Origin of the sequence: Coleofasciculus chthonoplastes PCC 7420 (assembly GCF_000155555.1) — a bacterium.
GTDB classification, from domain to species: Bacteria; Cyanobacteriota; Cyanobacteriia; order Cyanobacteriales; family Coleofasciculaceae; genus Coleofasciculus; species Coleofasciculus chthonoplastes_A.
The window spans coordinates 58,711-85,434 of sequence record NZ_DS989848.1 but is presented as its reverse complement, the minus strand read 5'-3'; the positions used below and the strand labels follow the sequence as shown (position 1 = coordinate 85,434).

23 protein-coding genes are annotated in these 26,724 nt (G+C 44.6%); 12 read left to right on the top strand and 11 right to left on the bottom strand.

Going from position 1 to position 26,724, the window contains the following annotated elements; genetic code table 11:
- The first annotated feature begins 439 nt into the window (after window positions 1-439).
- On the top strand, window positions 440-1,396 hold the full coding sequence (locus MC7420_RS12680; protein ID WP_006100935.1) for a choice-of-anchor A family protein: 957 nt from the start codon (window positions 440-442) through the stop codon (window positions 1,394-1,396).
- A gap of 301 nt (window positions 1,397-1,697) precedes the next feature.
- Here the strand turns inward: MC7420_RS12680 and MC7420_RS12675 are convergent, their stop codons facing one another.
- The 6 genes from MC7420_RS12675 to MC7420_RS35145 all read right to left on the bottom strand — a co-directional run bounded on the left by MC7420_RS12675 (window position 1,698) and on the right by MC7420_RS35145 (window position 7,959).
- Window positions 1,698-2,468, bottom strand: coding sequence for an energy-coupling factor ABC transporter ATP-binding protein (locus MC7420_RS12675; RefSeq protein ID WP_006100793.1), 771 nt, complete (start codon window positions 2,466-2,468; stop codon window positions 1,698-1,700).
- A 69-nt stretch (window positions 2,469-2,537) separates the two neighbouring features.
- On the bottom strand, window positions 2,538-3,320 hold the full coding sequence (gene cbiQ, locus MC7420_RS12670) for a cobalt ECF transporter T component CbiQ (protein ID WP_006100912.1): 783 nt from the start codon (window positions 3,318-3,320) through the stop codon (window positions 2,538-2,540).
- Entirely contained in the window at window positions 3,320-3,958 is a 639-nt protein-coding gene (gene cbiM / locus MC7420_RS12665; RefSeq protein ID WP_006100953.1) for a cobalt transporter CbiM, read from the bottom strand. The genes cbiQ and cbiM overlap by 1 nt, the downstream gene beginning before the upstream one ends.
- A 346-nt stretch (window positions 3,959-4,304) precedes the next feature.
- Complete coding sequence (locus tag MC7420_RS12660; protein ID WP_232231696.1) at window positions 4,305-4,748, bottom strand: carboxypeptidase-like regulatory domain-containing protein; 444 nt, start codon at window positions 4,746-4,748, stop codon at window positions 4,305-4,307.
- A 166-nt stretch (window positions 4,749-4,914) separates the two neighbouring features.
- A complete protein-coding gene (locus tag MC7420_RS12655) occupies window positions 4,915-5,793 on the bottom strand; it encodes a hypothetical protein (protein ID WP_044206919.1) in 879 nt (292 codons plus the stop codon).
- 177 nt (window positions 5,794-5,970) lie between these two features.
- On the bottom strand, window positions 5,971-7,959 hold the full coding sequence (locus MC7420_RS35145) for an adenylate/guanylate cyclase domain-containing protein (RefSeq protein ID WP_052307466.1): 1,989 nt from the start codon (window positions 7,957-7,959) through the stop codon (window positions 5,971-5,973).
- On the opposite strand from MC7420_RS35145, the gene MC7420_RS12645 reads away from it, so the two are divergent.
- From MC7420_RS12645 to MC7420_RS12605, 8 genes are all read left to right on the top strand, one after another.
- On the top strand, window positions 7,958-8,287 hold the full coding sequence (locus tag MC7420_RS12645; protein ID WP_044206916.1) for a hypothetical protein: 330 nt from the start codon (window positions 7,958-7,960) through the stop codon (window positions 8,285-8,287). The two genes, MC7420_RS35145 and MC7420_RS12645, sit on opposite strands and share 2 nt — an antisense overlap.
- A 91-nt stretch (window positions 8,288-8,378) precedes the next feature.
- On the top strand, window positions 8,379-9,581 hold the full coding sequence (locus MC7420_RS12640; RefSeq protein ID WP_006100751.1) for an argininosuccinate synthase: 1,203 nt from the start codon (window positions 8,379-8,381) through the stop codon (window positions 9,579-9,581).
- Window positions 9,582-9,694: 113 nt separating this feature from the next.
- A complete protein-coding gene (locus tag MC7420_RS12635) occupies window positions 9,695-10,669 on the top strand; it encodes a M48 family metallopeptidase (RefSeq protein WP_006101022.1) in 975 nt (324 codons plus the stop codon).
- 355 nt (window positions 10,670-11,024) lie between these two features.
- Window positions 11,025-12,359 carry a hypothetical protein gene (locus tag MC7420_RS12630; RefSeq protein WP_006101009.1) on the top strand — a complete coding sequence of 445 codons (1,335 nt, stop codon included), beginning with the start codon at window positions 11,025-11,027 and terminating at the stop codon, window positions 12,357-12,359.
- A gap of 230 nt (window positions 12,360-12,589) precedes the next feature.
- Window positions 12,590-12,850, top strand: coding sequence for a DUF6658 family protein (locus MC7420_RS12625; protein WP_006100864.1), 261 nt, complete (start codon window positions 12,590-12,592; stop codon window positions 12,848-12,850).
- Window positions 12,851-12,921: 71 nt separating this feature from the next.
- The gene (locus MC7420_RS12620) at window positions 12,922-13,626 is read left to right on the top strand and encodes a hypothetical protein (protein ID WP_157453153.1); all 705 of its coding nucleotides are present in this window, start codon (window positions 12,922-12,924) and stop codon (window positions 13,624-13,626) included.
- A 121-nt stretch (window positions 13,627-13,747) separates the two neighbouring features.
- Window positions 13,748-14,446, top strand: coding sequence for a pentapeptide repeat-containing protein (locus tag MC7420_RS35140; RefSeq protein ID WP_006100998.1), 699 nt, complete (start codon window positions 13,748-13,750; stop codon window positions 14,444-14,446).
- Window positions 14,447-14,503: 57 nt separating this feature from the next.
- Window positions 14,504-15,948 (top strand): IS5-like element ISMich1 family transposase gene (locus MC7420_RS12605; protein ID WP_390434657.1). Its coding sequence is split into 2 segments (ribosomal slippage): window positions 14,504-14,944 and window positions 14,947-15,948, totalling 1,443 coding nucleotides; the frame shifts between segments, so codons are not numbered across the junction.
- A gap of 202 nt (window positions 15,949-16,150) precedes the next feature.
- Here the strand turns inward: MC7420_RS12605 and MC7420_RS12600 are convergent.
- Window positions 16,151-17,413, bottom strand: coding sequence for an RNA-guided endonuclease InsQ/TnpB family protein (locus tag MC7420_RS12600; RefSeq protein WP_006100851.1), 1,263 nt, complete (start codon window positions 17,411-17,413; stop codon window positions 16,151-16,153).
- Window positions 17,414-17,442: 29 nt separating this feature from the next.
- On the opposite strand from MC7420_RS12600, the gene tnpA reads away from it, so the two are divergent.
- The 3 genes from tnpA (at window position 17,443) to MC7420_RS12585 (ending at window position 19,902) form a co-directional block, all read left to right on the top strand.
- Window positions 17,443-17,856 carry an IS200/IS605 family transposase gene (gene tnpA / locus MC7420_RS12595; protein WP_083799001.1) on the top strand — a complete coding sequence of 138 codons (414 nt, stop codon included), beginning with the start codon at window positions 17,443-17,445 and terminating at the stop codon, window positions 17,854-17,856.
- Window positions 17,857-17,930: 74 nt separating this feature from the next.
- Complete coding sequence (locus tag MC7420_RS12590) at window positions 17,931-18,170, top strand: pentapeptide repeat-containing protein (RefSeq protein WP_083798999.1); 240 nt, start codon at window positions 17,931-17,933, stop codon at window positions 18,168-18,170.
- 133 nt (window positions 18,171-18,303) lie between these two features.
- The gene (locus MC7420_RS12585; protein ID WP_006100861.1) at window positions 18,304-19,902 is read left to right on the top strand and encodes an AAA family ATPase; all 1,599 of its coding nucleotides are present in this window, start codon (window positions 18,304-18,306) and stop codon (window positions 19,900-19,902) included.
- Between the two features lie 49 nt (window positions 19,903-19,951).
- On the opposite strand, the gene MC7420_RS39595 is transcribed toward MC7420_RS12585, so the two are convergent.
- From MC7420_RS39595 to MC7420_RS38015, 4 genes are all read right to left on the bottom strand, one after another.
- Window positions 19,952-20,155, bottom strand: a complete 204-nt coding sequence (locus MC7420_RS39595) for a hypothetical protein (RefSeq protein WP_006100798.1) — start codon at window positions 20,153-20,155, stop codon at window positions 19,952-19,954.
- A 253-nt stretch (window positions 20,156-20,408) separates the two neighbouring features.
- Entirely contained in the window at window positions 20,409-20,924 is a 516-nt protein-coding gene (locus MC7420_RS12575; RefSeq protein WP_006100917.1) for a pentapeptide repeat-containing protein, read from the bottom strand.
- 369 nt (window positions 20,925-21,293) lie between these two features.
- Complete coding sequence (locus MC7420_RS12570) at window positions 21,294-22,610, bottom strand: four-carbon acid sugar kinase family protein (RefSeq protein WP_006100894.1); 1,317 nt, start codon at window positions 22,608-22,610, stop codon at window positions 21,294-21,296.
- 348 nt (window positions 22,611-22,958) lie between these two features.
- Complete coding sequence (locus MC7420_RS38015; RefSeq protein WP_006100769.1) at window positions 22,959-26,219, bottom strand: adenylate/guanylate cyclase domain-containing protein; 3,261 nt, start codon at window positions 26,217-26,219, stop codon at window positions 22,959-22,961.
- Window positions 26,220-26,724 lie beyond the last annotated feature (505 nt).

Genomic DNA, 26,724 nt, shown 5'->3' with positions numbered 1-26,724 from the left:
TTTATTTTATGTAGGGATGCAAGGCTTGCATTGGTGTCAAGTTAAGCACTTTCGACTCCCTCTTCCGTGCAAAAAAAGCGAAGCATCCGCTGGCTTCCCCCTTTTTAAGGGGGACGGGAGGGGGATCAAATAGGGGGACGGAAGGGGGATCTAAAAGGGAAGAGGGGGATAACTTATTGCTAGACCGACGTTCTAGGCTTCACTAACGCTACCACTTCCTTCATATTTTTTGCCCTGGGTGAAAATTCACTAGAGTTTCATAAAGTGACTCAAATGCATAAAGAGTTGATGATCTTCCTTCATTTATACTGACATCTAGTCAGTTTGTTGAATAAGATAAAAACAACTGAGCAAAGGTTAGGTTCAACATCTAACGCAACGGACTTAGTTAAGAGTCATACCTAAAACTCAGAGTTCCTTACACAGTTGAATTTTACAGATGAATACTCAAACTTTTTCGCGCATAAGACAATTGGTAGCTCCCTTATCAATTGCGGCGACGATGGTACTAGGGATATCTGCCCAGGCTAATGCAATTGATCTCGGCATCGCTTCTGACTACAATATATTTGTGCTAGGCGATGTGAATCAAAGCAATACTGATTCTGAGGGTAAGGTAGCTATTGGCGGAAATGTCACATTCTCAGATTTTTATGCAGGAATGAATCTGCCTCAAGACGGGAACAACGGTGATGTCTTGATTGTTGGTAAAAATTTAGTCTTTCAAAATGGTCAAGTTAGAGGCAATGCAGTTTACGGGGAAACAGGATCACTTACTAATGTAACTCTTGAGCATGGGGGAACGCTTCGCCAAGATAATCCCATTGACTTCGCTGCAGCTAGTCAAGAATTACAAGCATTATCTCAATTTTTAGGAGGGTTAGAGGCGACGGGTCAAACAGAAATGGCTTATGGTGGAATTACATTAACGGGTTCAGATGAAGATCAGAATGTATTTCATCTAAATGCGTCGGATTTAAGCAATGCTAGCAGCTTCAATTTTAATGTAGATTCGGGTTCGACTACCATTGTAAATATTAGTGGAGACGCCGCATCATTACAAAACTTTGGCTTCAATTTCAATGGTGGTATTGATCAGAGACAGAACGTTATCTACAACTTCTATGAAGCTAGGGATCTGTCAGCCAGTGGCATCGGAATAGAAGGCAGTATTTTGGCACCTTTCGCTGCGTTTAACTTTGACAACGGTCAAATTAACGGCAACTTAATTGCTGCTTCGCTAACGGGAGTGGGACAATCGAATAACTATCTCTTCAACGGTAATTTACCTGACCCAATCAGTGAAACGGTTCCTGAACCCGCAACATTAGCTGGACTAGGATTAGTCGCTGCTGTAGGTGTTGCTTCTCGCCGTAAAGGTAAGCAGAAAGTCTAAGGCTTTGAAACCTGGGTTAGGCATCCAACCTAGCCCCCGTCCATTTTTTATGCACTCCTCACACTATGTCCCTGACTTAATCTCTTAGGTCAGGGATTTTTCTATTACCATAACGTGCAAGTAGTCTGACAAAGACATAGGCTGGAGGAGAGGGCGACCCGATGTAATTAAGGGGACTGGTGTTGTTCATTAAGCTAGGCGGGTCGCCCCTACCAGTTGTTAATAAAACGAAGTGGGTCGTTTATACAGGTCATTAATTAGCCGATCGCAGGCTTCAGATGTCTGACACTATAGTTTTTGGCTACTGATGATGAAGACGCAGGGAGTGCGGCATCTCCAAGCCATGAGCGTTCATTAAGGATTCATTAGCCATAACTTGCTGGGGAGTTCCATCAGCAATAATTCGTCCTTCATCCAGTAAAAGCACGCGATCGCACACTTCGATAATCAGTTCTAAGTCATGGGAGGAAATCAGAATCGTTTGCTGGGCGGTTTGGAGAAAGTTGATCACACGACGACGATAGCGCATGTCTAGGTTCGCGCTGGGTTCATCGTACAGAACCAATTGAGGACGCATGGCTAACACCCCCGCGATCGCGACCAAACATTTCTCACCCCCAGAAAGATTGTGAGGAACCCGTTCTGCCAGCATTTCCACACCTGTCAGGGACAGCGCATCTTGAACGCGATCATTGACCTCATCCTCTGACATGCCCATATTCTGTGGACCAAAGGCGACATCTTCCCATACTGACGGTAATAATAACTGGTCGTTGGGATTCTGAAACACGAAGCCAATTTCTGGGCGAAACTCACCCACAACAACGGGGTTTCCAAATAAGCCAATATCTCCAGATGTTGGTGTTAAAATACCGCAAATCGAGAGAAATAGCGTTGTTTTTCCCGCACCATTGGGTCCAATTAAACCGACTCGTTCTTCAGGATATATATTAAGATTGACTCCTTGTAAAACCGCAGGTCTGTCCGGATAGGAGAAACTCAAATCAGAAACCGCGATCGCAGGTTCTCTGGCACTGTCTGGGTTAGATACAAGTTGTTGTTGTGGTCTCATAATTCGTCATTCGTCCTTCGTCATTTGTCATTTGTCATTGGTAAGGATTGGAGACATTTTTTCCGATTATTACCGCCTTTCTATCAGAATTTCAGCCATGACAAATCCAAGGGCGATCGCAACGGTTATTCCCAAACTAATTAAATCCCCACGAGAAACACGATTCTTGGGATTAGGCGGTTTACGATGGTGCAGAGTATAACCATACCCTCGCAATATCATCGCTTGATAAACCTGCTGAGACTGGTTGTAACTGCGAACCAATAAGCTACCCACTAGAGACGCCAGCACATTCAGATTACGGCGCGAGAAACGAGTCGCCCGAAATCCCCGCAATTGCATCGCTCGTTTCATTTTGGTTAAATCTTCACCAAACTGTTCGATATAGCGGTACGTCAATAGAGTCATATCCGCTAATACCGCCGGAAGTCCCAGGGATCGCATGGCTTTGACGGTACTCAAAAACGGGGCTGTACCAAAGATAATTAAACTCACGGTGAGAATACATAAAAATCGAGTCGCAATCAGCGCTAGCGCCACGATTCCTTCTTGATATAGACTCAAAATACCTATCTGAACAATTACCGTACTACCCACGCTAAACGGTAAAAGTAGAGTAATCGCCAGCAAAAAAAAACCGGGGTAGCGCAGCCGCGATCGCAAAAACGAGAAGGGTAATCTGGAGAGGTAATAATACACCAGTGTCACGACGATCATCCCTGGAAGTAAACTTAACTGTTCAACAAATGAAAATGCAAAAATTAAGCTAAATAAGCCAATCAGTTTACAACGGGATTCCCAACGATGAATCGGAGAGTTAAAATTGGCATAAAAATCCAGTCCGTGTTTCATCAACTCTCCAACAATTCAGGTTTGACTTGCTTCAAAAACAGAGCCACGGCTGTCGTAAACGCACCCTCAATTACCATGAGTGGGATATGAGCCAATACCAATCCGTAAATTGCCATTTTTTCGGCTGATGCATCTATAGTTGCGGGAATATTAGTAATCACTAAAGCGAAAAATAGCAAAGTTGCTATCCCCAAACCTCCCGCACCTCCGATAAAGGCAAAGATACCCGTCACCACTCGATTATCCTTATCGAATAGTAAGCGCAATTGAAATAGGTGATACGCCAAAAGTGCCGGTACGCCAAACATCGTGGCGTTTACTCCTAGCGTGGATAAACCACCATGCTGAAACATCACAGCTTGAAAGAATAAACCGATAAGAATGGCTGGAAACGCATAATATCCCAACATTGTGCCTAACAACCCATTCAGAATCAAATGAACACTTGTTGGTGGGATGGGAATGTGAATCCAAGAGGCGACAAAAAAGGCGGCTGTGAGTAGAGATGCTTTGGGAATACTCTCTTGGGGATTCGGATCTCGGTTAATTTGGCGCAGGGAGTACCAAGTGAAACCTCCTGTCGCTGCGTAACCTGTGATACAGACAGAAGCAGGCAGGATGCCATCAGGAATATGCATAATTTTTGTGTAGTTTTGACCCTTCACTTCGGCAAGAGGGCAGGGCGCGTGACCCTTCACAACCCTCGATAGAACCGGGTTTATCGGGACGGGTTTATGGACTTGCGTTTCACAATTGATGATAACATTTATTCAAAACCCAGCCTGACTTGTAGGGGCAGGTTTATGGACTTACGTTTCACGATTGATGATAACATTTATTCAAAACCCAGCCTGACTTGTAGGGGCGGGTTTATGGACTTACGTTTCATGATTGATGATAACATTTGTTCAAAACCCGCCCTGATCTAATTGTTGATTTTTTTTGACAATGAACAATGAACAATTCTAACCTAATTGTGACCACCTACTTAGCCTGTTTTGTCCCTTGGGAAAAATAGAGTGCTGTACCGACAAAACCCCAGATTACCGCAATTGCCATCACCACAATTTGAACAGGTGTGAAAGAGCCACTCTTGGATTGAATACTCATCACTTGACTATCGGCGGTGTTCTCTGTTGCTGATTGATCCTCACCCATAGAAATAGTAATCAAATCTCCGTGACCCGCTTGGCGAACCTGAACTGCCCATTCTCCCGGTTGTGAGCGATCGGGAGCAAAGACAAAGCTACCCTTTTCGTCGGTGGTTCCTTGCAACCAAGGAGTAGAAGGATCTTGGGGAGAGTAAACCGTAACTTGGGCATTGGACATGGGGTCGCCGTTATCAAAAGCCGCATCAATTTTAATCGCCTGGGTAGTTTCATAGTTAATCTTGGCACCATGAGCCGTCGCTTTAGCTGACCAGCTCATGACTAACATTAGGATAAGGGGGACTAAAAATTTCCTCTTCATCGCTCACATTTTCTTAATGTCATAGAAACGATTGAAACCCAGTTGGTAACCATAACTACTCTTTATCATTGGTTATAATTTTCCTTATCGCCAAATGACATAAGACAAATAACCAATGACCAATTTAACTCGATTCGTTGGCAACAGTTTGGATTTCTTCACAGTGACCCTCACCAACGTGACCTAAACTGGGAAGAATTTCCTGAAGTTTCTGGTATTCTTCTGGAGAGAGTTCTGACTTTAGCTGCTGTTGGTCTAACTCTAGTGTGCCATCGTTGGCTAGAGTCGCTAGCGGTTCAAACCCCAACGCACCAGTATTAATCTCATCATCAGCGGGTGCGCCTGCATCACCAAAGAGGTGATCAAAGTGGAATGTGGCTTCCAAGTCTGCGGTACCCCCTTGAGCGAGAATTCCCTTACGTTCGTCACCGACAAATTCCCCACAGACAAATTCTAAGGGCTGATTCAGGGCAATAGTAAAGTCAATGGTTTGCCCCTCTTTCTCGGCTGTCCCCATCATCACCAAGGTTTGACCTTCAGCTGGTCCCTCCTCGGCTTTGACCATTTTCCAAGATAGGGCATTATATTGTCCGGCAGGGGCATCGGCAACGTCTTCCACGAGAATAGGTTCGGCATCTTCCCCACCTGCGGCTAAATCAACGGTGTGGGTTTTATCAAGAACCACTTTTTCTTTCGCTTGCACTTTACTACCCGCTTCAGCATTGAACGGCGGGTCACTTTGATAAGCGGTGATATCGGCTAAGTTGACATAAACATGGTCAAAGGCAATTTGCCATCCATCTTTTGATATAAAACCTTGGCGGACAAAATCCTCTCCATTCGCCCGGATTTCCAGGGTTCCACTCCCTTGACTTGCCTGAGTTGCATTCTGAGTTTCTGTTTGTGTCTGAGTCTCGCTGGTGGTTGGACTCTGGGAACAGCCAACTAGCGTCCCAGTTGTCAAGACCATCAGACTCGCGAAAATGAATAGTGGTTTCCTCATTGATTACCTTTGGCGGTTTTCATACTATACCCAATTAAATCCAACAAGTTTTTGTAATAATTCGCAATACCCCTAGAGGGCATCTTCTGGGGAACAGGGAAGAACGATAATAGTGAAACCCGCCCCTACATACTCACACGCCATGCTCTCTTTCCGCAGTGAAGGGTCAAAACTATTTCATGCTTTTCCTGTTAGCCAATAGGTAAGCATTTCTCCTTTTCCCTTCACCTCAATAATCCCGCGTTTTTCCAACACATATTGATCCTTTAACCGTTCGTAAGTTGCCTGAGTGACTTGAATTCCCCCAGAAGTTCCTTGAGATTCCATCCGCGAGGCGACATTTACCGTATCTCCCCACAGATCGTAAATAAACTTTTTCATCCCGATGACTCCAGCGATCACCGGTCCGGTATTAATGCCAATCCGCAGTTGAAACGCTTCTCCGGTATCCATGCGAAATTGAGTAATCACCCGTTGCATCTCTAATGCCATATCCGCGATCGCTTCAGTATGATCGAATCGGGGTAAAGGTAGACCACAGGCAACCATATAAGCATCACCAATGGTTTTAATCTTCTCCAACCCATACTCCTCAGACAGCAAATCAAACGTGGAGATAATGGTTCCGAGTAATTGAACCAATTCCGTCGGTGGCATTCGGCTTGATAGGGGTGTAAACCCAACAATATCCGCAAACAAAATCGTCACATCGTCGAATTGCTCAGCGATTAGGGCTTCCCCATGGTACTTGCCTAAGGTACTGTGATTTTGTTTCAACTGCTGGGCGATCGCCTCTGGCAAAATGTTTAATAACAGGCGTTCCGACTTTTCCTGTTCCGCCCGCAAGTCTGCTTCCGCTTGCAGGCGCTGCTTCTCAACTTGAATACGCTGGGTGATATCTTCTAATACCCCTAAAACGCCAACAACGTTACCTTGGGGATCATGGATGGGAATTTTACTCACATCCAGCCAAACCGTTTGTCCATCAACGGGGGGTTTTTGTTTGGTTTCGACAACATGAAATTCGGCTTGATTCCGGCTAATCACCCGCGCATCTTGCTGGCGGTAGAGTTCAGCAATGTCTCGACTAGGCAGTAAATCATAGTCTGTTTTACCCACCACAACCTCTGGATTGTCTAACCCGGCTGTCTTTGCCCACTTTTTATTGCAACCGAGAAAGACTAAATTGATATCTTTCCAAAAGACTTGTTGCGGGATATTATCGATAACTAATCGTAAATATTCCTCTTTTTCTCTCAAGGCGGCTTCAGCTTGCTTGCGTTCTGTCACATCCGTGCCAATTGAGAGAACTTCAATTAATTCACCCTCCTCATTGAAAATTGGTTTATTTGCCCACGTCACCCAAACCGTTTTGCCAGTCTTATGAATGGTTTCTACGGTTCTGATCCGATAGCGTTCTGGACGTTTGCGGATGGCTCGAATCAAGATAGACAGCATCCGTTGCGATCGCGGCGTATTCGGGACGAGAGTTCCGACTAGGGAACAATTTAGGAGTTGATCGTCATCGTAGCCAAAAAAGGTTTGACCATAACGATTAATGAATTTAATTTTTCCCTGAACATCCCACCGTAAAATAATGCAATTGGGGGTTTCGACTAAATCTCGATACTGTGCTTCACTGGCTCGCAAGGCTTCTAGGGTTTGTTTATGCTCGGTAATATCCCGCGCTACCCAGAGAACAGAGTCTTTTGAGATGGGTGAAATACTGGCTGCAAACCAAACCATTCGATCAGCCAAGGTGAGACGATACTCAACCTGAACCGTCTGTTGGCTGTCTAAGGCTTGGTGAATATACCCGACAAACTGATCCGCCTGCGATCGCGCCAAAAGATCATACTCCGTTTTGCCCAGCATCGCTTCAACCGGTTGACCTAACAAGTCTGGATTTGCTGAGACAATTTTCAGATAACGTCCTTGGCGATCTTTGACGAAAATTAGTTCCGTCATCGCCTCAAATAAGGCACGCAACTCTGAATCAGAGTTAAGGGAATTTGTCAAGGCTTTAGACCGTTGACATAAATGTGAGAGGGACTGACGTATCCCAATGGAGATTAACCCAGTGAGTAGGGCGACTAAGGCAAAAACCCCCAGCCAGACAAGCAGGATATGAGGGGTATAGGGATAAATAGCTGACCAATTGGTCATGGTTGACGGTAACATCGGTTTACATCACCGACCAGGCTTGCCTGTGAATAGTTGCCCAGATGCTACCCTAATAAATCAATCTGACACCGTTGCACTGGTTCGGTTCGATATGTCCTTCCTAGCAGACCAAACGGCGCTAGCGCTTCACCCTACAGCAGGTATTTCCATTCATCCTGCACTAAGTAAGCGTGTGGGTATGGCTAGCTCATCCAATCAGTCTGTCTTAGAAGTGAATTCCATGATAGCGACAGACGGAGAATCCGGCGTTGATTTTGATCAACCCTTACTATGGACGTTCTATGTTAAGCCGTCATCCTCCCTCGAATGAATAGACACGCCATGGTGCGTCTGATCATCTTTGATTTAGAGACGGGATCTGTCACAATGATGTCCTGGTTGTTTCCCAGGGTGAGAAATTCATGGGTCGTGCTGAAAAAGTTGTACTAGCCTACTCAGGTGGCGTCGATACTTCCGTCTGCATTCCTTATCTCAAAGAGGAATGGGGTGTGAAGGAGGTGATCACGCTAGCCGCCGATTTAGGTCAAGGTGATGAGTTAGAACCGATCAAAGAAAAAGCCTTGACATCGGGCGCAGCCGAGTCTCTGGTGGCGGACGCGACTGAACGGTTTGTCACCGATTATGCCTTTCCCGCGATTCAGGCAAATGCGCTGTATGAAAATCGCTATCCCTTGTCCACGGCGCTAGCGCGTCCGCTGATTGCTAAATTATTGGTCGAAGCTGCCCACAAGTATGGTGCAGATGCCGTGGCTCACGGTTGCACAGGTAAAGGGAATGACCAGGTGCGGTTTGATGTGTCGATTACGGCGCTCGACCCCAACTTGAAAGTTCTCGCACCCGCGAGGGAGTGGGGATTGAGTCGGGAAGATACGATCGCGTATGGGGAAAGGTTCGGGATTCCCTCTCCCGTGAAAAAGTCTTCCCCCTACAGTATTGACCGTAATTTGTTGGGTCGTAGTATTGAGGCGGGGATTCTCGAAGATCCCATGGCTGAACCGCCGGAAGAAATCTATCTGATGACCAAAGCGATCGCGGATACTCCCAATGATCCAGAATACGTCGATATTGGCTTTGAGCGAGGACTTCCGATCTCGCTGAATGGTCAAGCCCTTGATCCCGTCGCCCTGATTACTCAGCTTAACCAAGTCGCCGGAAATCATGGGGTGGGGCGGATTGATATGATTGAAAATCGGGTTGTCGGGATTAAATCCAGAGAGATTTATGAAGTCCCGGCTCTGTTAACCTTAATCCATGCCCATCGCGACTTAGAAAGCCTCACGTTAACCTCTGATGTCAGCCAGTACAAGCGAGGGATTGAAGACACCTATAGCCAGCTTATTTACCAAGGGTTATGGTACTCTCCCCTAAAAGATGCTCTAGATGCGTTCATTCAGCAAACTCAGGAGCAAGTCTCTGGAAGTGTGCGGGTGAAATTCTTCAAAGGTAATGCCACGATTGTCGGACGAGCGTCTAGCAATTCCCTCTATACCCCAGAACTGGCAACCTATACCTCCGAAGATCAGTTTGACCACAAAGCCGCTGAAGGCTTTATTTACATTTGGGGATTACCCACTCGCGTTTGGTCAGCCAAAACTAGAGGTTAAATTCAAGGTTTTACCAGATCCCCGACTTCTTCGAGAAGTCGGGGATCTTACAGAGGAGTTCCAAATCGCTAGGATAGAAAGACCTACTTTCACGTTTCAGCCTCAACTTCCCTATGCCCACCTATCCTGGAATTTCTAGCGACGCCTTCCGACACCCCCTTGACCAACAAGCTGAGGATGCCCTACGGAGTGTTCCTGGATTTAACCTAGCTGCCCGCAAATTCGTCGAATTTATCTACGAACGCCCCCAATTCGTCTATCTGATGGGCAACAGTATCCAAGTGGGACCGCGCCAATATTCCACGATTTACAGCTTATTTCGCGAATGTGTACGGGATTTAGATATCCATCCCGAACCCACCCTATTTGTCAGTCAAAACCCGCAAGTGAATAGTTATGCCTTGGGACAGGATCATCCCTATATCGTATTAAATACAGGATTATTAGACTTACTCACTGAAGTCGAAATTCGCACCGTGTTAGCACATGAACTGGGACATATCAAATGCGGTCACACGATTTTAATTCAGATGGGAATCTGGGCGATGGGTGCGGCGGCATTTCTGGGAGATTTAACTTTTGGTATCGGCAATATTGTCACCAGTGGTTTACTCTTTGCCTTTTATGAATGGCGGCGGAAAGCGGAGTTATCGTCAGATCGGGCGGCTTTATTGGTCATCGATGATATTAATATCGTCATGAAAACAATGATGAAACTATCGGGAGGTTCTCATGCTTATGGTCATGAGTGCAGCCTTGATGAATTTATCCGCCAATCCGACCGATTTCAAGACCTTGACCAAGATAGTCTTAATCAAGTTTATAAGTTTTTATTATACAACGGTGGGAATGGTTCGTTTCTTACCCATCCTTTTCCGGTTGAACGCTTGCGCTATCTGCGAGATTGGGTCAAATCAGAAGAATATCGTCAAATTCGTCAGGGCAATTATCAACGAGTAACCGACGAAGGCTCAGTCAATGTGCCATCCCAAGCGGCTCAAAACCAGGAAGCCCAACGATTACAGCGTCAACTCGAAGAATTACAACGGGAAATTAACCGGATGAAATCTGAGTCGGATCAGTCTTAAAGGTTTGTATGTAGTAAGCGCTTTAGCGCTATAAACGTTCGCATCGCTGACTTAAGCATTATTCTCCCCCTGCTTCCCCCGCTCCCCCTGCTTCCCCCGCTCCCCTTAACCGAACAGTATTGAGGACATTCTTTACTGTTCCCCGTTCCCCGTTCCCTGTTCCCTCGCCTCACCACAAGTCTTATTCAGCAACCCCTATATATTTTCCCGAAAATATATATGATGAATTTATGTCAATATCAATTGTGAGGTCGTCAAGCTGAACACGTCGATGAGCGGTAGCCTTGACGCAGGGTGTCATCAACTTGCTACTATTAGACCTTCAGTAAGGGCGTAAGCGTCCTCTTGGATTTCCATGATCAGGGAAGTTATCTTAGATACTCGTCATACTGAGTCTCGTACTCAATCCAACCAGCTAGGATTCCCTCTTCAGCAGGCACAGGATGTTATCTATCAATTTTTGCTAGATACGGTTAAACAACAACCGCCAGAAACCGTTTTGCAAGAATTTAAATTGTTATTTATTGACTATAATGCTTCAGAAGGTAATCCGGAAGCGATTCAAGCTTTATCAGAAATACTTTTTGCTAACGATGAAAAAGAATTTATAAATACCCTTAAACGTTCCTGTTATATTGTTATTAATAATTGGTACACCTCAAGGAATTTTACGGCTAGCCAAGACTTAGTATCCCTATTTTCTGATGTAAAACTGACGCGAAAAACATTATCGCCAACATTAAGCCGTCAAAGAGCATGGCTGTTAAATTTCATTAACAGTCAAGACTATCACGAACTTCAATTATTTATTACTCAACAAGTAACTTCAGATCCAGGTCATTGGAGTAACCGTTATATCTCTTATCTACTCGTTCCCCAGTATACAAATCTGAACAACCCCGTGGAGCAACGTGAAGCGGCGAGAATCTTGTCAAAAAAACTCAAAGATCAGTTCAAGTTTGATTTGGCAATGTATACGGCGCACTCTAAATCCGCAATTTGTCGGGAACCTATTTACAATAATCCTACAGGTTTAGGGGATAAAGTTGTTGATCTAATTAAAAAAATTGTAGTTAAGCATGGAATGTTTAACTATAAAAATGTCGCTAATATATTTTTAGAACAAACCAAAGATTCAAATTATAAGAGATTCAAAAAAAGCTTGCACAACTATCTTATATTTTCCGTTAAAAAGAAAGAGTTAGTTAAATCCTTAAATCAAACCTTAACTGAGAAATTAAATGATCTCTACAAAGATTACCACGATACAACCATAGAGGCGGCATTACTACTGAGAACCTGTAACCGCTTAATTGAGTATTTGACTACTGAAAATCAGGATGAGCCGTCACCCCTGTTTATTCTGCTCATGTCTCAAGGTCATCACTTAACCTTAGCGATGCTCTTGCTGAAAATTATTATGATTTGTCCGAACTCGCGTAATCATCTAGAAACTTGCATTGCTAAATTAATTCAATATTACACCAATTATGCGGAAGAGGACTGTCGTTGGGTGATTACATTTTTTGAAGTGTTTAAAATTACCTTTGCCATTCATACGGAAAATGTTCAATATAATCTGATCAAAATGGATAATGCGGCAAGTTCAGAATTTCAGCTAGATGCTTACCGAGTGTTTTCTCAGCTTCGGGATTATGTCAATTTGGAAGAGAAACCCGAAAATCAGTAGATCGAGACGTTTTCGGTTCAGATGGGATGCAGGGATGCAGAGGTGTAGAGGTACTCTAGGTGCAGGGAAGAAGAGAAGCTCCTGAAGACTGCAAATGATTTTTCTCTGTCTTCAGTTAGAGACGAGCCGCTTCCAGGATAAAGTAGAATGTCACCTTGGCTAGAGATAGCGATCGCCTGGATAGTGATAAGCTAGGCAATCGTGAGGTGCATATCGCTTAGGAGTATAGTGTGAAACGACTGACTGAGATTGGGCGACAGATATTAACACTGGCTTTAGTCTGTGTGATGCTACTGATTGGTACGGCGTGTAGTAGTACAACGGTAGACAGTGGGCGTCCAGAAAATCCTCCGGTTCAAGCTGGAGGTGCGAATAACCCCTACAAGAAGGGGGGAGACAGTTACACTGACAACAATATGTCTCTAAATCCTGATGTCAGCCGTAGGCTCAACGTATCAAGCAACTCGGTAGAGCAACCCGAATTAGCTTGATTAAGTTGAGAACGGTGACTGCTTGAGACTTAGGATAATTCACTGACAATAAAACTAAGGAGATTTTTTTTATGAGCAGAATGATAGATTGGCTAAAAAATAAACGGTTTACTCAATTATTAACCGTGGCTTTAGCGAGTATCTTTGTATTCATCAGTACAGGATGCAATAGTGGAGTATCAGCGAAGACGGCTGACGATGTGACCAAAAATGTTACTGAAGTTCTCACGCCTACAGGCGGAACGAAGGACTATCAGGGGATTGATTCTCCGAAAACGTCTCGTCAGGCAAAGGATAATGCGGACAAATTAATTAAAAACGCCGAGAAAAATCTACAAAAGAGGGCGGATACTCCTGAAAAGTTTATCGAGAATTATCAAGAAGGAGCGCCGCTGAATAAACGAGTTGAGCGACTCGGCAAAGATGTGAAAGAGTCAGCCACTGATTTCACCGAGGGTGTAAATAAGGGAACTCAGAGGGGTGTTGAAAATCTCAAAGATAATACAACGGATGCGGCTGAAGATGTCAGCAAGTCTGCCAAGCGTTCGGCAAAAGAGGCAAAGGAAAAAACTGAAGATGTTGCTGAAGATGTAGCTAAGTCTACCAAACGTTCCGCCGAAGACACGAAAGACAAGGTACAAGAGACGGGTGAAAATATAGCCAAAAAGACGAAACGCGCCGCAGAAGATACAGCCGATGTCGTGCAAGACAAAGCAAGTAAAGCCAGTAAATCAGCGCAGCGAGCATTAGAAGATACGGCGGATGCGATTGACTAGAGTCGGAACTCTTGACATACATTGTCTATTAGTATAGATGTTTAGGGCTAATTGTTAATAGCAATGAACCCTGAACAGCATAAAAAGGGTACGGTAGTATCGTGCCCTTATTTTGTTATCTATGACAGCTTATCCAGATCAACCTCAAGCCACTGATGTGGTTTTGGGCGGTTCAATCTCCAGAGGAGACGCTGTATTAGGCGGAATTGAAGCCGTAAAACAGCAGTTGAATCAGACACCCTCATCCTCTCCCCTATCCCTGAATGCCAAAATTGCCGCCCTCCATAACGCCCTGAATTATCGGCAAAAGGGCATAGCGATACTTATTCAAGCTTTAGATGATGAAGTGTGGGAGATTCACCAAACTGCCTATTCTCTCCTAGAAAAACACGCCGCCACTCAAACCGAATCAGCCTTAACTCAGTACAGTATCCGATTAGCCAAGGAATTCCTCAACCGTTACGAAGCCGGACATCGGGCGTTCTCAAGAGCAAATTTAAGTGGGATTTGTTTGCAGTGGGAAATCTTAAGCGAGATTGATTTAAGTGATGCTAATCTCAGTGGAGCATACCTAAATCGAGTCGATTTAACCGGAGCAATCCTGAAAGGCGCGAACTTCAACCAAACTATTCTAAACGGTGTAGAACTCAGTCAGGCAAATCTCAGCCATGTTAACCTAACTGGTGTTTCCCTAAAGGAGACAAACCTCAGTCAAGCTGAACTCACAGAGGCAAATCTCAGAGGGGCAGATTTAAGTAGGGCTTGCTGCACAAGACCGAAACCCTTAACCATCAATGCTTTGATCCGTATTTACAGTTGACTTGGTGCTCATGAATCTGGTAAAATTGCTCAAAATCCTTGCATCATGATCAGGTAGATGTACCGAAAAGTTGAGAACGCCCCCAGGGAAGCCGAAGATTTTGAACTACCATTTGAAGGAAAGTTATCACAGGATAACCGCTGGGTAATCATGGCTTCTTTAGTACCTTGGGAGGAATTTGAAGAAGAATATGCCCAAAATTTTTCTGCGGAAATGGGAGCGCCAGCGCTACCATTTAGGGTAGCACTGGGTTCATTAATAATCAAAGAAAAACTAGGAATAAGTGATAGAGAGACAGTCGAACAAATCAAAGAAAACCCTTACTTACAATACTTTATAGGTCAAAGGCATTACAGCAGCGAAGCTCCTTATGACTCATCACTATTGGCCAGATTCCGGGAAAGGATAAATGTGAATCTAGTCAACCGAATAAATGAGAAAATGGTGAAGAAAAGTCAATCAGAGACGGATGAAGAAGCTAAAAAAAAAGTGCCGAAATCCAAAGTCAAGAAAGAAGAGAGTCAGCCAATAAAGGACAACTAATAGTTGATGCAAGCTGTGTGCCAGGAGATATAAGTTATCCCAATGATTTGGGGATATTAAATAAAGCTAGGGTCAAAACCGAAAAAATAATAGACAGTCTATATGAACCCCTGAAGGATCAACTAAATAAAAAACCAAAAACTTATAGAAATAGAGCCAGAAAGAATTACTTAAAAGTAGCAAAGAAAAAGAGACAAACAAGAAAAGAAATAAGAAAAGCAATAAAAAAACAACTGCAATACATAAAGAGAAACTTGGGGAGTATAGACGCGCTAGTTAAGGCAGGGTCTAGTCTTGGGGCATTGAGTCGTACTGAATATAAGAGCCTGTTGGTAGTTAGCGAAATCTATCGTCAGCAAGAATGGATGTACAATAATAAAGTTCATAGAATTGAGCATAGAATAGTAAATGTGAGTCAAGCCCATATCCGTCCAATAGTTAGAGGCAAAGCGGGAGTTGCCGTAGAATTTGGAGCTAAAATATCGGCAAGTGTAAGAGATGGATACGTATTTTTAGACCGTATCAGTTGGGATAACTTTAATGAATCTGTCGATTTAAAAGCTCAAATAGAAGCTTATTATAACTACACAGGATTCTATCCAGAATCCGTTCATGTAGATAAAATCTATCGCAGTCGAGCCAATCGATCCTTCTGTAAAGAAAAAGGAATTAGAATCAGTGGCCCTCCCTTAGGAAGACCGAAAGCCAATGTCAGTCAAGAATTAAAGAAACAAGCTCAAGAAGACGAGAGAATTCGCAATAATATTGAAGGAAAATTTGGCATATCAAAACGTAGATATAGCCTAAGTCGCGTCATGGCTAAACTACCTCATACGTCCGAAACAGCTATTGCCATTACTTTCCTCGTCATGAATCTGTCTGCCCTGCTCAGGCAGGTTTTTTGTCTTTTTTATATATATTCCACAATCAAGTCTTTTTCGGCGTCAATTCATTATTAAACCTTATAATTAAGCGAATCGTTAACAACAATAACTTAAGTTCGCTGTCGTATTATATAACTACTTAATCCATCAGTTGTGTTTCTTCGACTTATTCAGCAGACCCTAAGTAATGCTAACCTGCAAGAGGCAAATCTGACTCAAGGGATTATCAGGTGACGTTCTCTCCCGTTAAGCTTGCGCTATAACGGGAGCTTCTCGATCAAAATAGAGATAGCTGTACGCTTTTTCTACCTGATAGAGCTTCACACTTCACTGGCTGGGCTTTCCCTAAGCCTCTGTGTGCAGACAAGATGAGTCCCACCTCGTTTAAGGCTCGGTCTAATATATTCCGAGCTGCATTCTCATCTCTATCCATGCTGCATCCGCACTTATGGCATTCATGTAGACGAATAGATAGAGTTTTCGGGACTTTAACTCCACAATTTGAGCAATTTTGAGATGTTCCATGAGGACTTACTTTTATCACTCGGACACCGCATTTAACTGCCACTGCGTCCAAGATGGTAATGAACCTTCCCCAGGCTGCATCCAAAATTGATTTGCTCAATCTTGTACGAGCAAGTCCTTTGATATTTAAGTCTTCCACCGCAATCAAGTCATACTTTTTGACAAGATTATGAGCGGTGTTGTAGTGAAAGTTTTCTCTAATTCTACCAATACGTTGATGAATTCTGGCTATCTTGTTTTTCTGTTTGTTAGCACGGTTTGACCCCTTCTCCTTTCTTGCCAACTTGCGCTGTTGACGAGCTAAGTGAGGCTGCGTTTTACGGTAGGCTTGCTGAATAGGAACGGCTTCACCCTCTGATGTGGTGAGGAACTCTTTAAGTCCCACATCAATGCCAACAGCCGTTTTCACTTCCTCTAATAACATAGGTTCGGGTACCGTCTCATCCTGAATGGAAATGGAACAGTACCAACCGTCAGCTTTGTGGACAATTGTGCAAGTTTTTAGGGTAAAGCCACCTGGAATAGGACGATGCATGATAACTGGCATCTTCCCTATCTTTGACAGCTTCAACATACCATGATTAAGATGCGCTCCGGCTTTAGGACAGTTGACTCGCGGATAGACAAACGAGCGCAATTCACCAACCTTTTTAAACTTTGGTCTGCCGCCACGTTTACCCGATTTGTCAGGGAATAACCAACGCTCCCAAGCCTTATTTAACCGTTGCAAATTAACTTGCTGTGATTCTGCCCAAATATTTTTGTAATCAGGAAACAGTACCTTAGTTTGCTTTAGGTCAGACTGCTGGGTGTAGTAATTAACAGTCGCGGGTATCTCACCTATTGGCTCGGAAACAATACTACAACGGTCAATCTGACAGCGAGTCCGTCGTAGCCAATCCAACCTCTGCCCCAGACAGTAATTCCAGTGACGACGAAGTAACTCTAATGTATAGAGCATGGTAGCAACTTGAGCGGCACTGGGCTTAATTCGGTAGCAGTAAGTTAGAATCATGAGTATCATTCTACAGCTTACTGCTAAATATGGCAATTGTTTACGATAAAGGTTTCAGGTCTGTGTACTTGCTTACCGCTCATATTGTACTTGTGACCAAGTACCGCAAGAAAGTTATCAATAAAGCTATACATGAGCGACTAGCTACCATCTTTGATAAAACCTGCTCAAAGTGGGAGACAACGCTACTAGAATTCAACGGAGAGGACGACCATGTACATTTGCTGGTTCGCTATCATCCTCAAGTAGAACTGAGTAAGTTTATTGCCAACCTCAAAACAGTCTCTAGCCGCTTAATTCGCAAAGAATTCGGTGATCATTTCAGCCAAGTCTACCGAAAACCAGTTTTGTGGACTGGCTCATATTTTGTTGCCAGTTGCGGAGGGGTGACGATTGAACAGATCAAGAAATATGTCGAACAGCAAGCAACTCCAGAATTATAAGGATTCGCTGTCGCTCAGTTTTATACTGGTCGGCATTCCCCACCCGTTAACCCTACGGGTATAACGGGCGACCCCTGCCGACATTTAGTTGGGCAAACCTGAGTAACGCTAATTTGAGCCAAGCTAATTTTACCGAAGCTAATCTCGTTGGCGCAAATCTAATGGGAGCAGACTTGAGTGACGCCAACTTGAGGGGCGCTAAACTAAAAGGAGTCAAGCTGACCGATGCTAATCTAGACAATGCCGATTATGATGAGCATACAGACTTTCCAGTTGGATTTAGTGATTACGATAAATTAAGAAAAAACCTGTAGGGGCGGGTTTCATCATGACGAATTACGAATGACATAAGACGAATGACATAAGACGAATGACAAATGACATAAGACGAATGACGAATGACGAATGACAAATGACAAATGACAAATGACGAATGACGAATGACAAATGACTAATACCTTCAATCCCCATCAAACCTTAATCGAACAATTAGATTTAATGATCCGGGCGCGTTATCCGTTACTTTATATCGTAGCGGTTGAAGAAGAACCCGTGGAAGAAGTATTACTTTCAGTGGCTGTGCAATCCCAACCCGAACGCCAAGTTTTACTCTGGGATATTGTGCGGGGATGGGAGGATAATGGGGCGGATAAGGGTTCAGTGATGGGAGCACTGCATCGGATTCGCAAGACTGATCCTCAAGAAAATAGCTTATTTGTCCTCCGAGATCTACATTTTATCTTAAAAAATCCGCAGAGCGATCGCAATGCGCCCGTGATCCGAGAATTGAAGAATCTAACCAAGGAACTTAAGCGTTCTCGCAAAACCTTAATCCTCACCAGTCATACCTTAGAAGTCCCAGCAGAATTGAGTGAGGAAGTTACGGTTATTGATTTTCCCTTGCCTAATGCTCAGGAAATTGATTATCTGATTAATATTCTGGTCAAACCCGAAAACTTAAACGTATCTGGATTAGCCAGGGAACAGTTAGTTAAAGCCTGTCAAGGATTAAGTCGTGCCAGAATTGCCCGGGTATTGGCAAAGGCATTAGCCGCTAAACAACAGGTAAATGAAACAGATATTGATGGCGTATTAGGGGAGAAAAAACAAGCGATTCGCCAAACGGGAATTTTAGACTTTTTTACGGTTCAGGAATCGTTAAAAAATGTTGGCGGATTGGAGAATCTCAAGCAATGGGTACGGATGCGCCAAGATGCCTTTACCGAAGAAGCGCGACGCTATGGCATTCCCAATCCTAAGGGGATTTTACTGGTGGGAATTCAGGGAACCGGGAAATCCCTATCCGCGAAAACCATTGCCCATGAATGGCGTTTGCCCTTATTGCGACTAGACACGGGACGATTATTTGGCGGGATTGTCGGGGAAAGTGAAAGTCGGGTGCGCCAGATGATTCAAATTAGTGAAGCGATCGCGCCTTGTGTATTATGGATTGATGAGATTGATAAGGCGTTTGGTAATATTGGTGCTGGCGTTGATGGGGATTCGGGAACGTCGAGACGGGTATTTGGTACGCTGATTACCTGGATGCAAGAAAAGACGAGTCCGGTGTTTATTGTGGCGACGGCGAATAATGTGCAGATTTTGCCCGCTGAGTTATTGCGGAAAGGCAGATTTGATGAAATCTTCTTTTTGAATTTGCCCACGGAAGCCGAACGCAAGGATATTTTTAAGGTACATTTGCAACCCTTACGCCCTTCTCGCTTACGGGATTTTGATTTAGCTAGATTAGCACGACAAGCGAAGAACTTTAGTGGGGCGGAGATTGAACAGGTGATTATTGATGCCATGCATCGAGCTTATGGTACTTTGGTGAATGGACAACGGCGAGACTTTACCACAGAGGATATTGTGCGGGCGATAGAAGAAACAGTACCACTTGCTGCGATCGCACGGGAGCAAATTGAAGCGCTGAAACACTGGGCAGCCCAGGCGGGGGCGAGAACGGCGTCGAATGATAGTAAGTTGGTGGAGGAGTTAAAGCATTTTACCACACAGAAGGGGATTGGTCCCTTGGAAGTGGATTAATGATTGGTAAGTTCCTCTCAGCCATGCGTTGATGGCGCTCGCATCGCAACTACAAGCTGGGTTGCTCACGTTCCGATCGCCAAATCTGCCAGTATACGCCGATCCGCTCAACGAAGACTCCTGGTTTCTCTGCATAAATGCGCTGTCCTAAACAGTATGCTGACTGCTGCAATTGGAGTCGGCGGCGGTCAATTAAGCCAATTAGGGCGTCTAGTTGAGTGCGATCGCGCTTAGAGTTAGAGTACGCTGACAATGTTTTTAGGGATAGGGAAGCTGGGGGAGCTGGGGGAGCTGGGGAAGCAGAGGGAGCTGGGGAAGCTGGGGGAGCTGGGGAAGAAGGGGGGAGCTGGGGAAGAAGGGGGGAGGAACAATTCAATTAGACCTGAGCATCCTTGTAGTGCGGTAGTGCGAGCATCTTGCTCGCTACTCATACCCAATTTAAATGCATGACAGCTTATGGATCTTATCGTGTGCGATCGCGTCCGACTCAGCCTCTCTCTTGGGGATTATTTAGAAGGTTTGAGTGGCAATTTTCGCAGCTTACCACATAAGAGACTCGACTGTTCACTGGTTAAAACAATCGTTCCGTCGGGTAGTATGGCTCCGCCTAAATCGGCATCCGTCAAATCGGCATCACTCAAATCAGCGCCGCTTAAATCAGCTCCTCTCAGATTTGCCCCTCGTAGGTTAGCACAATGTAAATTTGCCCAAATCAAATCCGCTCGGCGTAAATTCGCCCCACATAAGTTGGCTCTGGTTAAGTTTGCCCGTGTCAACGTAGCTTTTTCTAAGACAATCCCTTCTAGGTTTGCCTGACTCAAGTTAATTCTCTGGAGATCTACGCCGTTTAACTCTAGGTTGCTGAGGTTAAATCCCCGATAATCCCGTTCGCCCGCCGCATACTCCTCCAGCAGGCGATCGGGTGCCATTCGTATTCGTTCTAGTTTCTTAAACAACTCTTGCTTTCTAGCTGACGCCGAGGATTGGTTTGGGTTAAGGATATTTCGATCAGAGGATTGCATAATCTTCTTTACCTGATAAATTCAATATAGTTAATCTTCAGGTATTTGGCTGGAGGATTAATTGAGAATAGTCCTAGTTTTCGGTGAATTTAATCTGCTTTAGAGGTAACTTAAACCACTATCCGGCGTGACTATAATGAGTTCTCCTTTGTGATCTACGTCTCTATTTTACTGCTATCGTAGCAAAAGCCAGAAGACTCCAAGGCAGAGAGAAGAAGGTTTATGACTTAGGGAACAGGGAAGGAGTCAAAAGGAATAGGAAAATGTTGTCGGGCAATTGTCTAGCTTTTTATCTTGCAGTTGTATTCCGCAAATAGGGCTTGCTGCATTACAGCAGATTTCAGGTTGATGAGGTACAGTCAATGACGATCAGCAAAAGCGCTGATAAACAGTAACTAACCCATCTGCATCTCCGACATTGCCGGGAAACAGTACCACAGGCAAATCCGAAAACTGAGGATGATCCGATGGAGTTCGCACGACAGAACAGCCAGGAATAATTTGACCCAGTAACCGGGCAGATCTTAAGTCTAATCCTGTACTTAAAACATCATTTGAAGTAATCCCGCCCTTACTAATTAAAAAGCCAATATCTTTGGGTAAATCTCGAACAATATCCATTAATAATGCCGAAACTGCTGCGCCAAAGTTTAACCGAGTTTGCACGTCTTTAAAGACCAATTCCTCACGACTGGTATAAATGACTGCTGTTTTATTGGAGTTGTAAATCTCGTTAACGGCGGCGACAACTTTGGCTAACAGTGCATCCCGTTGAGATGCTGACTCTTCGAGTAAATGAGCAACATCCACCTCAACGCCAACAATATCAGAGAGTTTCAGGAGTTGTTCAAGCTGTTGGGTGGTCTTTTTAACATGAGAACCCACCAACACGACTCCCGATTTCCCTCCTCTGACATACTGTGCCATATTCTCTGGCGGGACGGGTTGAGCGCCCAGACTCGCCAGAGAGGTTAAAATACTGGCAGCCGAGCGAAATAGGAACCGTTTCCCTTGGGCGGCGGCGCTGAGGACATCGGCGGCGAATTTATCTAAATCGGCTTGAGTTTCCCCATCAACCACACCACATTGATTCCCATTTAAGTTGAGGAGGCGTTCTAAACTTCCTTGGCGAATATCGGAGAGGACAAATCGTTCAACGTTTTCGGCTTTAATCCTTCCGTTGGTCTTTTCTTCCACATAATCGGGTAAATAGCTGTGGTGATAGCCAAATACCGAATCACGGGCAAATTCAGTTTCATGGACGGGTGTAGGGACACCATCCACCATCAGGTAATGAACACTGTCGCGGGTGACTCGTCCGCCTTCAAAGAATGCAGGAACTAAGAAATGAGCATCGAAGGGTCCCACTTCTTGGGCAATCACATCGGTTTCCACGGGATAATGTCCGCGTAGGGTGGAATCAGAGCGACTGACGACAAGAAAATCGTCGATTCCTTCAGTTTCTATGGCAATTTTTAGATTATGGCAAACCTCACAGGTGACTGTGGCGGCTTCCTCTGGGGTTAACGCCCGCGTATTCGTCAGGACAAAGAAAATCGGCGAAGCGTCGGCTAGTCCTAAGCGTAGCGTCTGCACATCCCAGCGCGTCAGCAGCAAGCAACTGTGAACGGTTTGGGAACCAGTGGGGTCATCATCCAAAACGATAATTTTGGGTTTGCTAGTCATGCTCTTGGTGTCCTGCGATCGGCAAGGGTCAATTTGTCCCTGAAATTCAGGGTATCAGGATCTTGGCGAGAAAGCACGAAGCAATGTAGAGACGTGCCATGGCACGTCTGGGAGATGGAAGGGAGTGAACTCAACACTGAATCAGGGCGGGTTTTGTTCTAAACGTTACTAAGCTGTCACGCATTTAAATTGGGAATGGGTAGCGAGCAAGATGCTCGCACTACAAGGATTTCGCAATTCTTGACATTATGGTTTAAATGCCGAACAGCTTATCAATGGCGACAAGAGAGTCCCTAAACCCGCCCCTACAGATCATGTCCTCGAAGGTCGTGAAGGGTCAACCAACACTCAACACGTTCCCATCAACCAATAGGTTGTCATTTCCCCTCTACCCTTAACCGCGATCGCACCTCGTTCCTGAAACTGGAATTTGTCCCGTAATCTCTGGTATGTCGTCTCTGTGACTTGTATTTTTCCCGGTTCTCCCGACGATTCCATGCGGGAGGCGACATTCACCGCATCTCCCCACAAGTCATAGATAAACTTCCTAATCCCAATCACCCCCGCCACGACTGATCCGGTATTAATTCCAATGCGAATTTGCAATGACTCACTGTGTTCGGCTTGAAACTGAGTAATCGCCTGCTGCATATCTAACGCCATCTGCGCGATCGCTTCTGCATGATCTCCCCTCGGCTGGGGTAATCCGCCAACCACCATATAAGCATCACCAATGGTTTTAATTTTCTCCAAACCATGACGTTCTGCCAACTGGTCAAATGTGGAAAACATCTGATTGAGTAAATTCACTAATTCAATCGGTTTTAACCGCGCCGATAACGGCGTAAACCCGACAATATCGGCAAACAGAATTGTCACATCATCAAAATTCTCCGCAATCGCTGATTGGTCTTGTTTCAGCCGTTCTGCAATTAGTTCTGGCAAAATATTCAGTAATAATTGTTCGGATTTTTCTTGTTCTAACCGTAATGCCACCTCTGCCTGTTTGCGATCGGTAATATCACGCGCCACCCAAATCACCGAATCATCGGAAAGTGGTGACAAATTCGCCGCAAACCAAATATCCTCTCCTCCCAGATTGATGCAATACTCGATATTTACCGTCGCTTGAGTTAACAACGCCTCTCGAATACTATTGAGAATAAAATCTACCTGACTGGCATCGAAATATTCCAACAGCGTTGTTCCTAATATATCCCCCGGAGATTTACACCATTTTCCTTTATTAGTAGGTGCTACCTTCAGACAACGACCCGATGCATCCACCACCAGAACCATATCCGTCATCGCGGCAAAAAGTGCCTTCATTTCTGCCTCGGCTTTCTTCTGCTGCATCACTGGACCCAACTGCGCCGATACGACAGACACCAACTCAATCCAATTTTCATCATTTTGGTGTTCTTCTGCCATAAAAAACACCAACACCGCTAAAACCGGGGCAGAGGTTTGAGGTTTTGCTGGGGCAACAATAGGTACAGCAAAGGCTGATTTTAACCCACAGTCGGTTGCCAATTTGAGTCGCAAGAAAACATCATCGGATTCAGTGGCAATATCACTAATCCATTCTGGTTCACCATGACACCAAACCCGTCCCGGTATTTCTTCTTCGGGTAAAAATGTTAGGGCTTCACTATACTCTCGGAATTGTTCTAGGGCGGTGATAACCTCTGGATCAAGTCCGGTCTGTTTGTAATACCAACGATGGCTACATTCTAATGCCATTCCGTCTGTCGCCGGAATCCAGACTTCGCCATAAATCCAGCCCGTAGTTTGACACACTTGATGCAGGGCAATTTCTAAAGCAGCTTGAAAATCGGGGGCGGCATTAATCGCTTGACTAATTGTCAGCAGTAACTCAACTCGTTGTTCAGCTTGTTTGCGTTCGGTGATATCATTAATTACCGCCAGTATGCATTCTTCTTCGCCAATTGTAATTAATTCTGCGGATAACAGTCCCGTTCTCACTTGACCTGATTTAGTATAAAAATTAAACTCTTGATCCCGAACAGCGCCTGTCTTTCGTAATAAGCTACGGATTCGGGTTCGTTCTTGGGATTCAACCCAAAAATTGAGTTCAATGGAGGTATGAGCAATCACATCCTCTAGGTCATATCCGGTAATCTTGAGAAAGCTTTCATTTACCTCAATAAACGTTCCCTCAGCCAGAGTGGTAATCGTAATTGGGTTCGGGGATGAGCGAAAGGCAAGAGCAAACTTTTCTTCAGACAGGCGTAAGGCTGCAGTGCGTTGCTCAACTCGTGACTCTAACTCGGCTTGATTTTTTTCTAGGGCGGTAAAGAAGGAGTATAATTGTTGACTCATTTGATTAAAGGATTGAGCTAAAATTTCGAGTTCATGCACCCGAACCGGAATTTTGCTATCGACTTTTACCTGTTGGTTAAATTTGCCCTGGGCAATTTTCGCCGCCGCTATGCTTAACTGGGTAATCGGCTGGGTAATCCATCTAGCGGTGAAGATTCCTAACCCAGTTGCCACAACAAACGCCGCAAAGCATAAGCTAATCGTGGTGCGGGTATTATCATGGATTTGTTCCATGAAATCCGCTTCCGGTATCGCCACCACAATCAGCCACTCTAAGCCGTGATTATCCTGGAAAGGGGTGACTTGTAAATAATAGCGATCGCGGTTTAGATTAAAGGATAGCTGTTGGGTTTGGTTAATCGGGTTTAAGGTATCAATATTTTGGTTTAAATACTGTGCCGTTAATTGAATTAAGGGATCACGGCTATGAGTAGCAAATAGGCGTTGGGTTTTATCGCCATCCTGAATAAATCGCTTTTCTGATGTGGAACTGGCAACCAGTAATCCAGATCGCTCAATAATAAACGCTTGTCCCGTTTGACCAATTCTTAAGCTGTTGAGAAATTTACTAATTTCAGATAGTAAAATATCAGTACCAACCACGCCTAATAATTGATCCTTGTCGCCAAATACGGGTTCAGCTAGGGTAATCCCTAACCGAGAATGGCTAAACATGACATAAATAGGACTCCAAACCGTTGCACCTTGAAAAGTAGCCTCTTGATACCAGGGACGGATACGAGGGTCATAATTGGCGCGACTATCTAACAGTTGCTTCCGATTTCCTTGGCTGTCGGTTGTGTAGGTATGAAAGTTATAATTGGTTGATTGATCGGCAACTTTCAGCAGTAAGTCCCTATCCTCGGTATAGCCTGCGCCAATATACTCTCCTTGCTCACTGCCAAACTGGATGGTATTAATAGACTGAGTAATCTGTATGAGTTGCCACAAATAGCGTTCACTGGGCTGATCCTGAGTCTGCACCTGACCCCGACGCACGGCATTGACGAGAACATGGTTGACCAGATCAGGCGTTTCGATGTAACTATCGACATGTTGTACAATGCGATCGCTAACCTCGGTCTGTAACTGCGTAACTAGATTGTCAACCGCCTGCTGTCCATTACGAAAGGAAAGATATCCAGTCAACCCTACCGCCGCAAAGATCTGGAGAAGAAAGGGAACCACCAGAACCACGCGCAATGGCATCTTTTGACTGCGTTTAGCGCCTTTGACAAGCTGACGGGTAATGGTTGGCAGTAACATGGGACAAGGAACACCTACATGAATAACACGGTATAAACTCGTCGATTTGACTAATCAGGTTTTCTGGCGTTGCATCATCAAAGCGAAAAGCTACTTCCTTTTGTACCAAAAACTTAAGTATCCCTAAAGTATCGCTAAAGTGGATAAATCTCTGTCTTCCTAGACAAATGCCAAGTTGGGACTCCTCGATTGATTTTTCTATAGGAATCCTATAGTATCTCTAATGGGTTGGGATGAAAATAATTCTTCCTGTAAAGAAAATACAGGACTCATTGACCGATTTCCGCACAATTCTGGGAAAATGGCAAAATTTACCCATACGGTGTAATACAGTTGCCACGAAAAAGCCCTGTCTTACCACTCTTCGGCTGTATTACGTGGAGATAAAAAATAGTTGTTACCCTAAAGGTTATGATGCAATAGGTAACAGGCAACAGGGAATACACTACACAATTTAAATGCGCCTTAGCTTATCTTCCCCAGCTTCCCCAGCTCCCCCAGCTCC

Excerpts from the sequence above, each read along its gene's own strand:
- MC7420_RS12680 (WP_006100935.1), top strand. The coding sequence starts at position 440 with ATGAATACTCAAACTTTTTCGCGCATAAGACAATTGGTAGCTCCCTTA.
- MC7420_RS12675 (WP_006100793.1), bottom strand. The coding sequence starts at position 2,468 with ATGAGACCACAACAACAACTTGTATCTAACCCAGACAGTGCCAGAGAA.
- cbiQ (WP_006100912.1), bottom strand. The coding sequence starts at position 3,320 with ATGAAACACGGACTGGATTTTTATGCCAATTTTAACTCTCCGATTCAT.
- cbiM (WP_006100953.1), bottom strand. The coding sequence starts at position 3,958 with ATGCATATTCCTGATGGCATCCTGCCTGCTTCTGTCTGTATCACAGGT.
- MC7420_RS12660 (WP_232231696.1), bottom strand. The coding sequence starts at position 4,748 with ATGAGCTGGTCAGCTAAAGCGACGGCTCATGGTGCCAAGATTAACTAT.
- MC7420_RS12655 (WP_044206919.1), bottom strand. The coding sequence starts at position 5,793 with ATGAGGAAACCACTATTCATTTTCGCGAGTCTGATGGTCTTGACAACT.
- MC7420_RS12645 (WP_044206916.1), top strand. The coding sequence starts at position 7,958 with ATGGTTGACGGTAACATCGGTTTACATCACCGACCAGGCTTGCCTGTG.
- MC7420_RS35145 (WP_052307466.1), bottom strand. The coding sequence starts at position 7,959 with ATGACCAATTGGTCAGCTATTTATCCCTATACCCCTCATATCCTGCTT.
- MC7420_RS12640 (WP_006100751.1), top strand. The coding sequence starts at position 8,379 with ATGGGTCGTGCTGAAAAAGTTGTACTAGCCTACTCAGGTGGCGTCGAT.
- MC7420_RS12635 (WP_006101022.1), top strand. The coding sequence starts at position 9,695 with ATGCCCACCTATCCTGGAATTTCTAGCGACGCCTTCCGACACCCCCTT.
- MC7420_RS12630 (WP_006101009.1), top strand. The coding sequence starts at position 11,025 with ATGATCAGGGAAGTTATCTTAGATACTCGTCATACTGAGTCTCGTACT.
- MC7420_RS12620 (WP_157453153.1), top strand. The coding sequence starts at position 12,922 with ATGAGCAGAATGATAGATTGGCTAAAAAATAAACGGTTTACTCAATTA.
- MC7420_RS35140 (WP_006100998.1), top strand. The coding sequence starts at position 13,748 with ATGACAGCTTATCCAGATCAACCTCAAGCCACTGATGTGGTTTTGGGC.
- MC7420_RS12600 (WP_006100851.1), bottom strand. The coding sequence starts at position 17,413 with ATGATTCTAACTTACTGCTACCGAATTAAGCCCAGTGCCGCTCAAGTT.
- tnpA (WP_083799001.1), top strand. The coding sequence starts at position 17,443 with ATGGCAATTGTTTACGATAAAGGTTTCAGGTCTGTGTACTTGCTTACC.
- MC7420_RS12585 (WP_006100861.1), top strand. The coding sequence starts at position 18,304 with ATGACTAATACCTTCAATCCCCATCAAACCTTAATCGAACAATTAGAT.
- MC7420_RS12575 (WP_006100917.1), bottom strand. The coding sequence starts at position 20,924 with ATGCAATCCTCTGATCGAAATATCCTTAACCCAAACCAATCCTCGGCG.
- MC7420_RS12570 (WP_006100894.1), bottom strand. The coding sequence starts at position 22,610 with ATGACTAGCAAACCCAAAATTATCGTTTTGGATGATGACCCCACTGGT.
- MC7420_RS38015 (WP_006100769.1), bottom strand. The coding sequence starts at position 26,219 with ATGTTACTGCCAACCATTACCCGTCAGCTTGTCAAAGGCGCTAAACGC.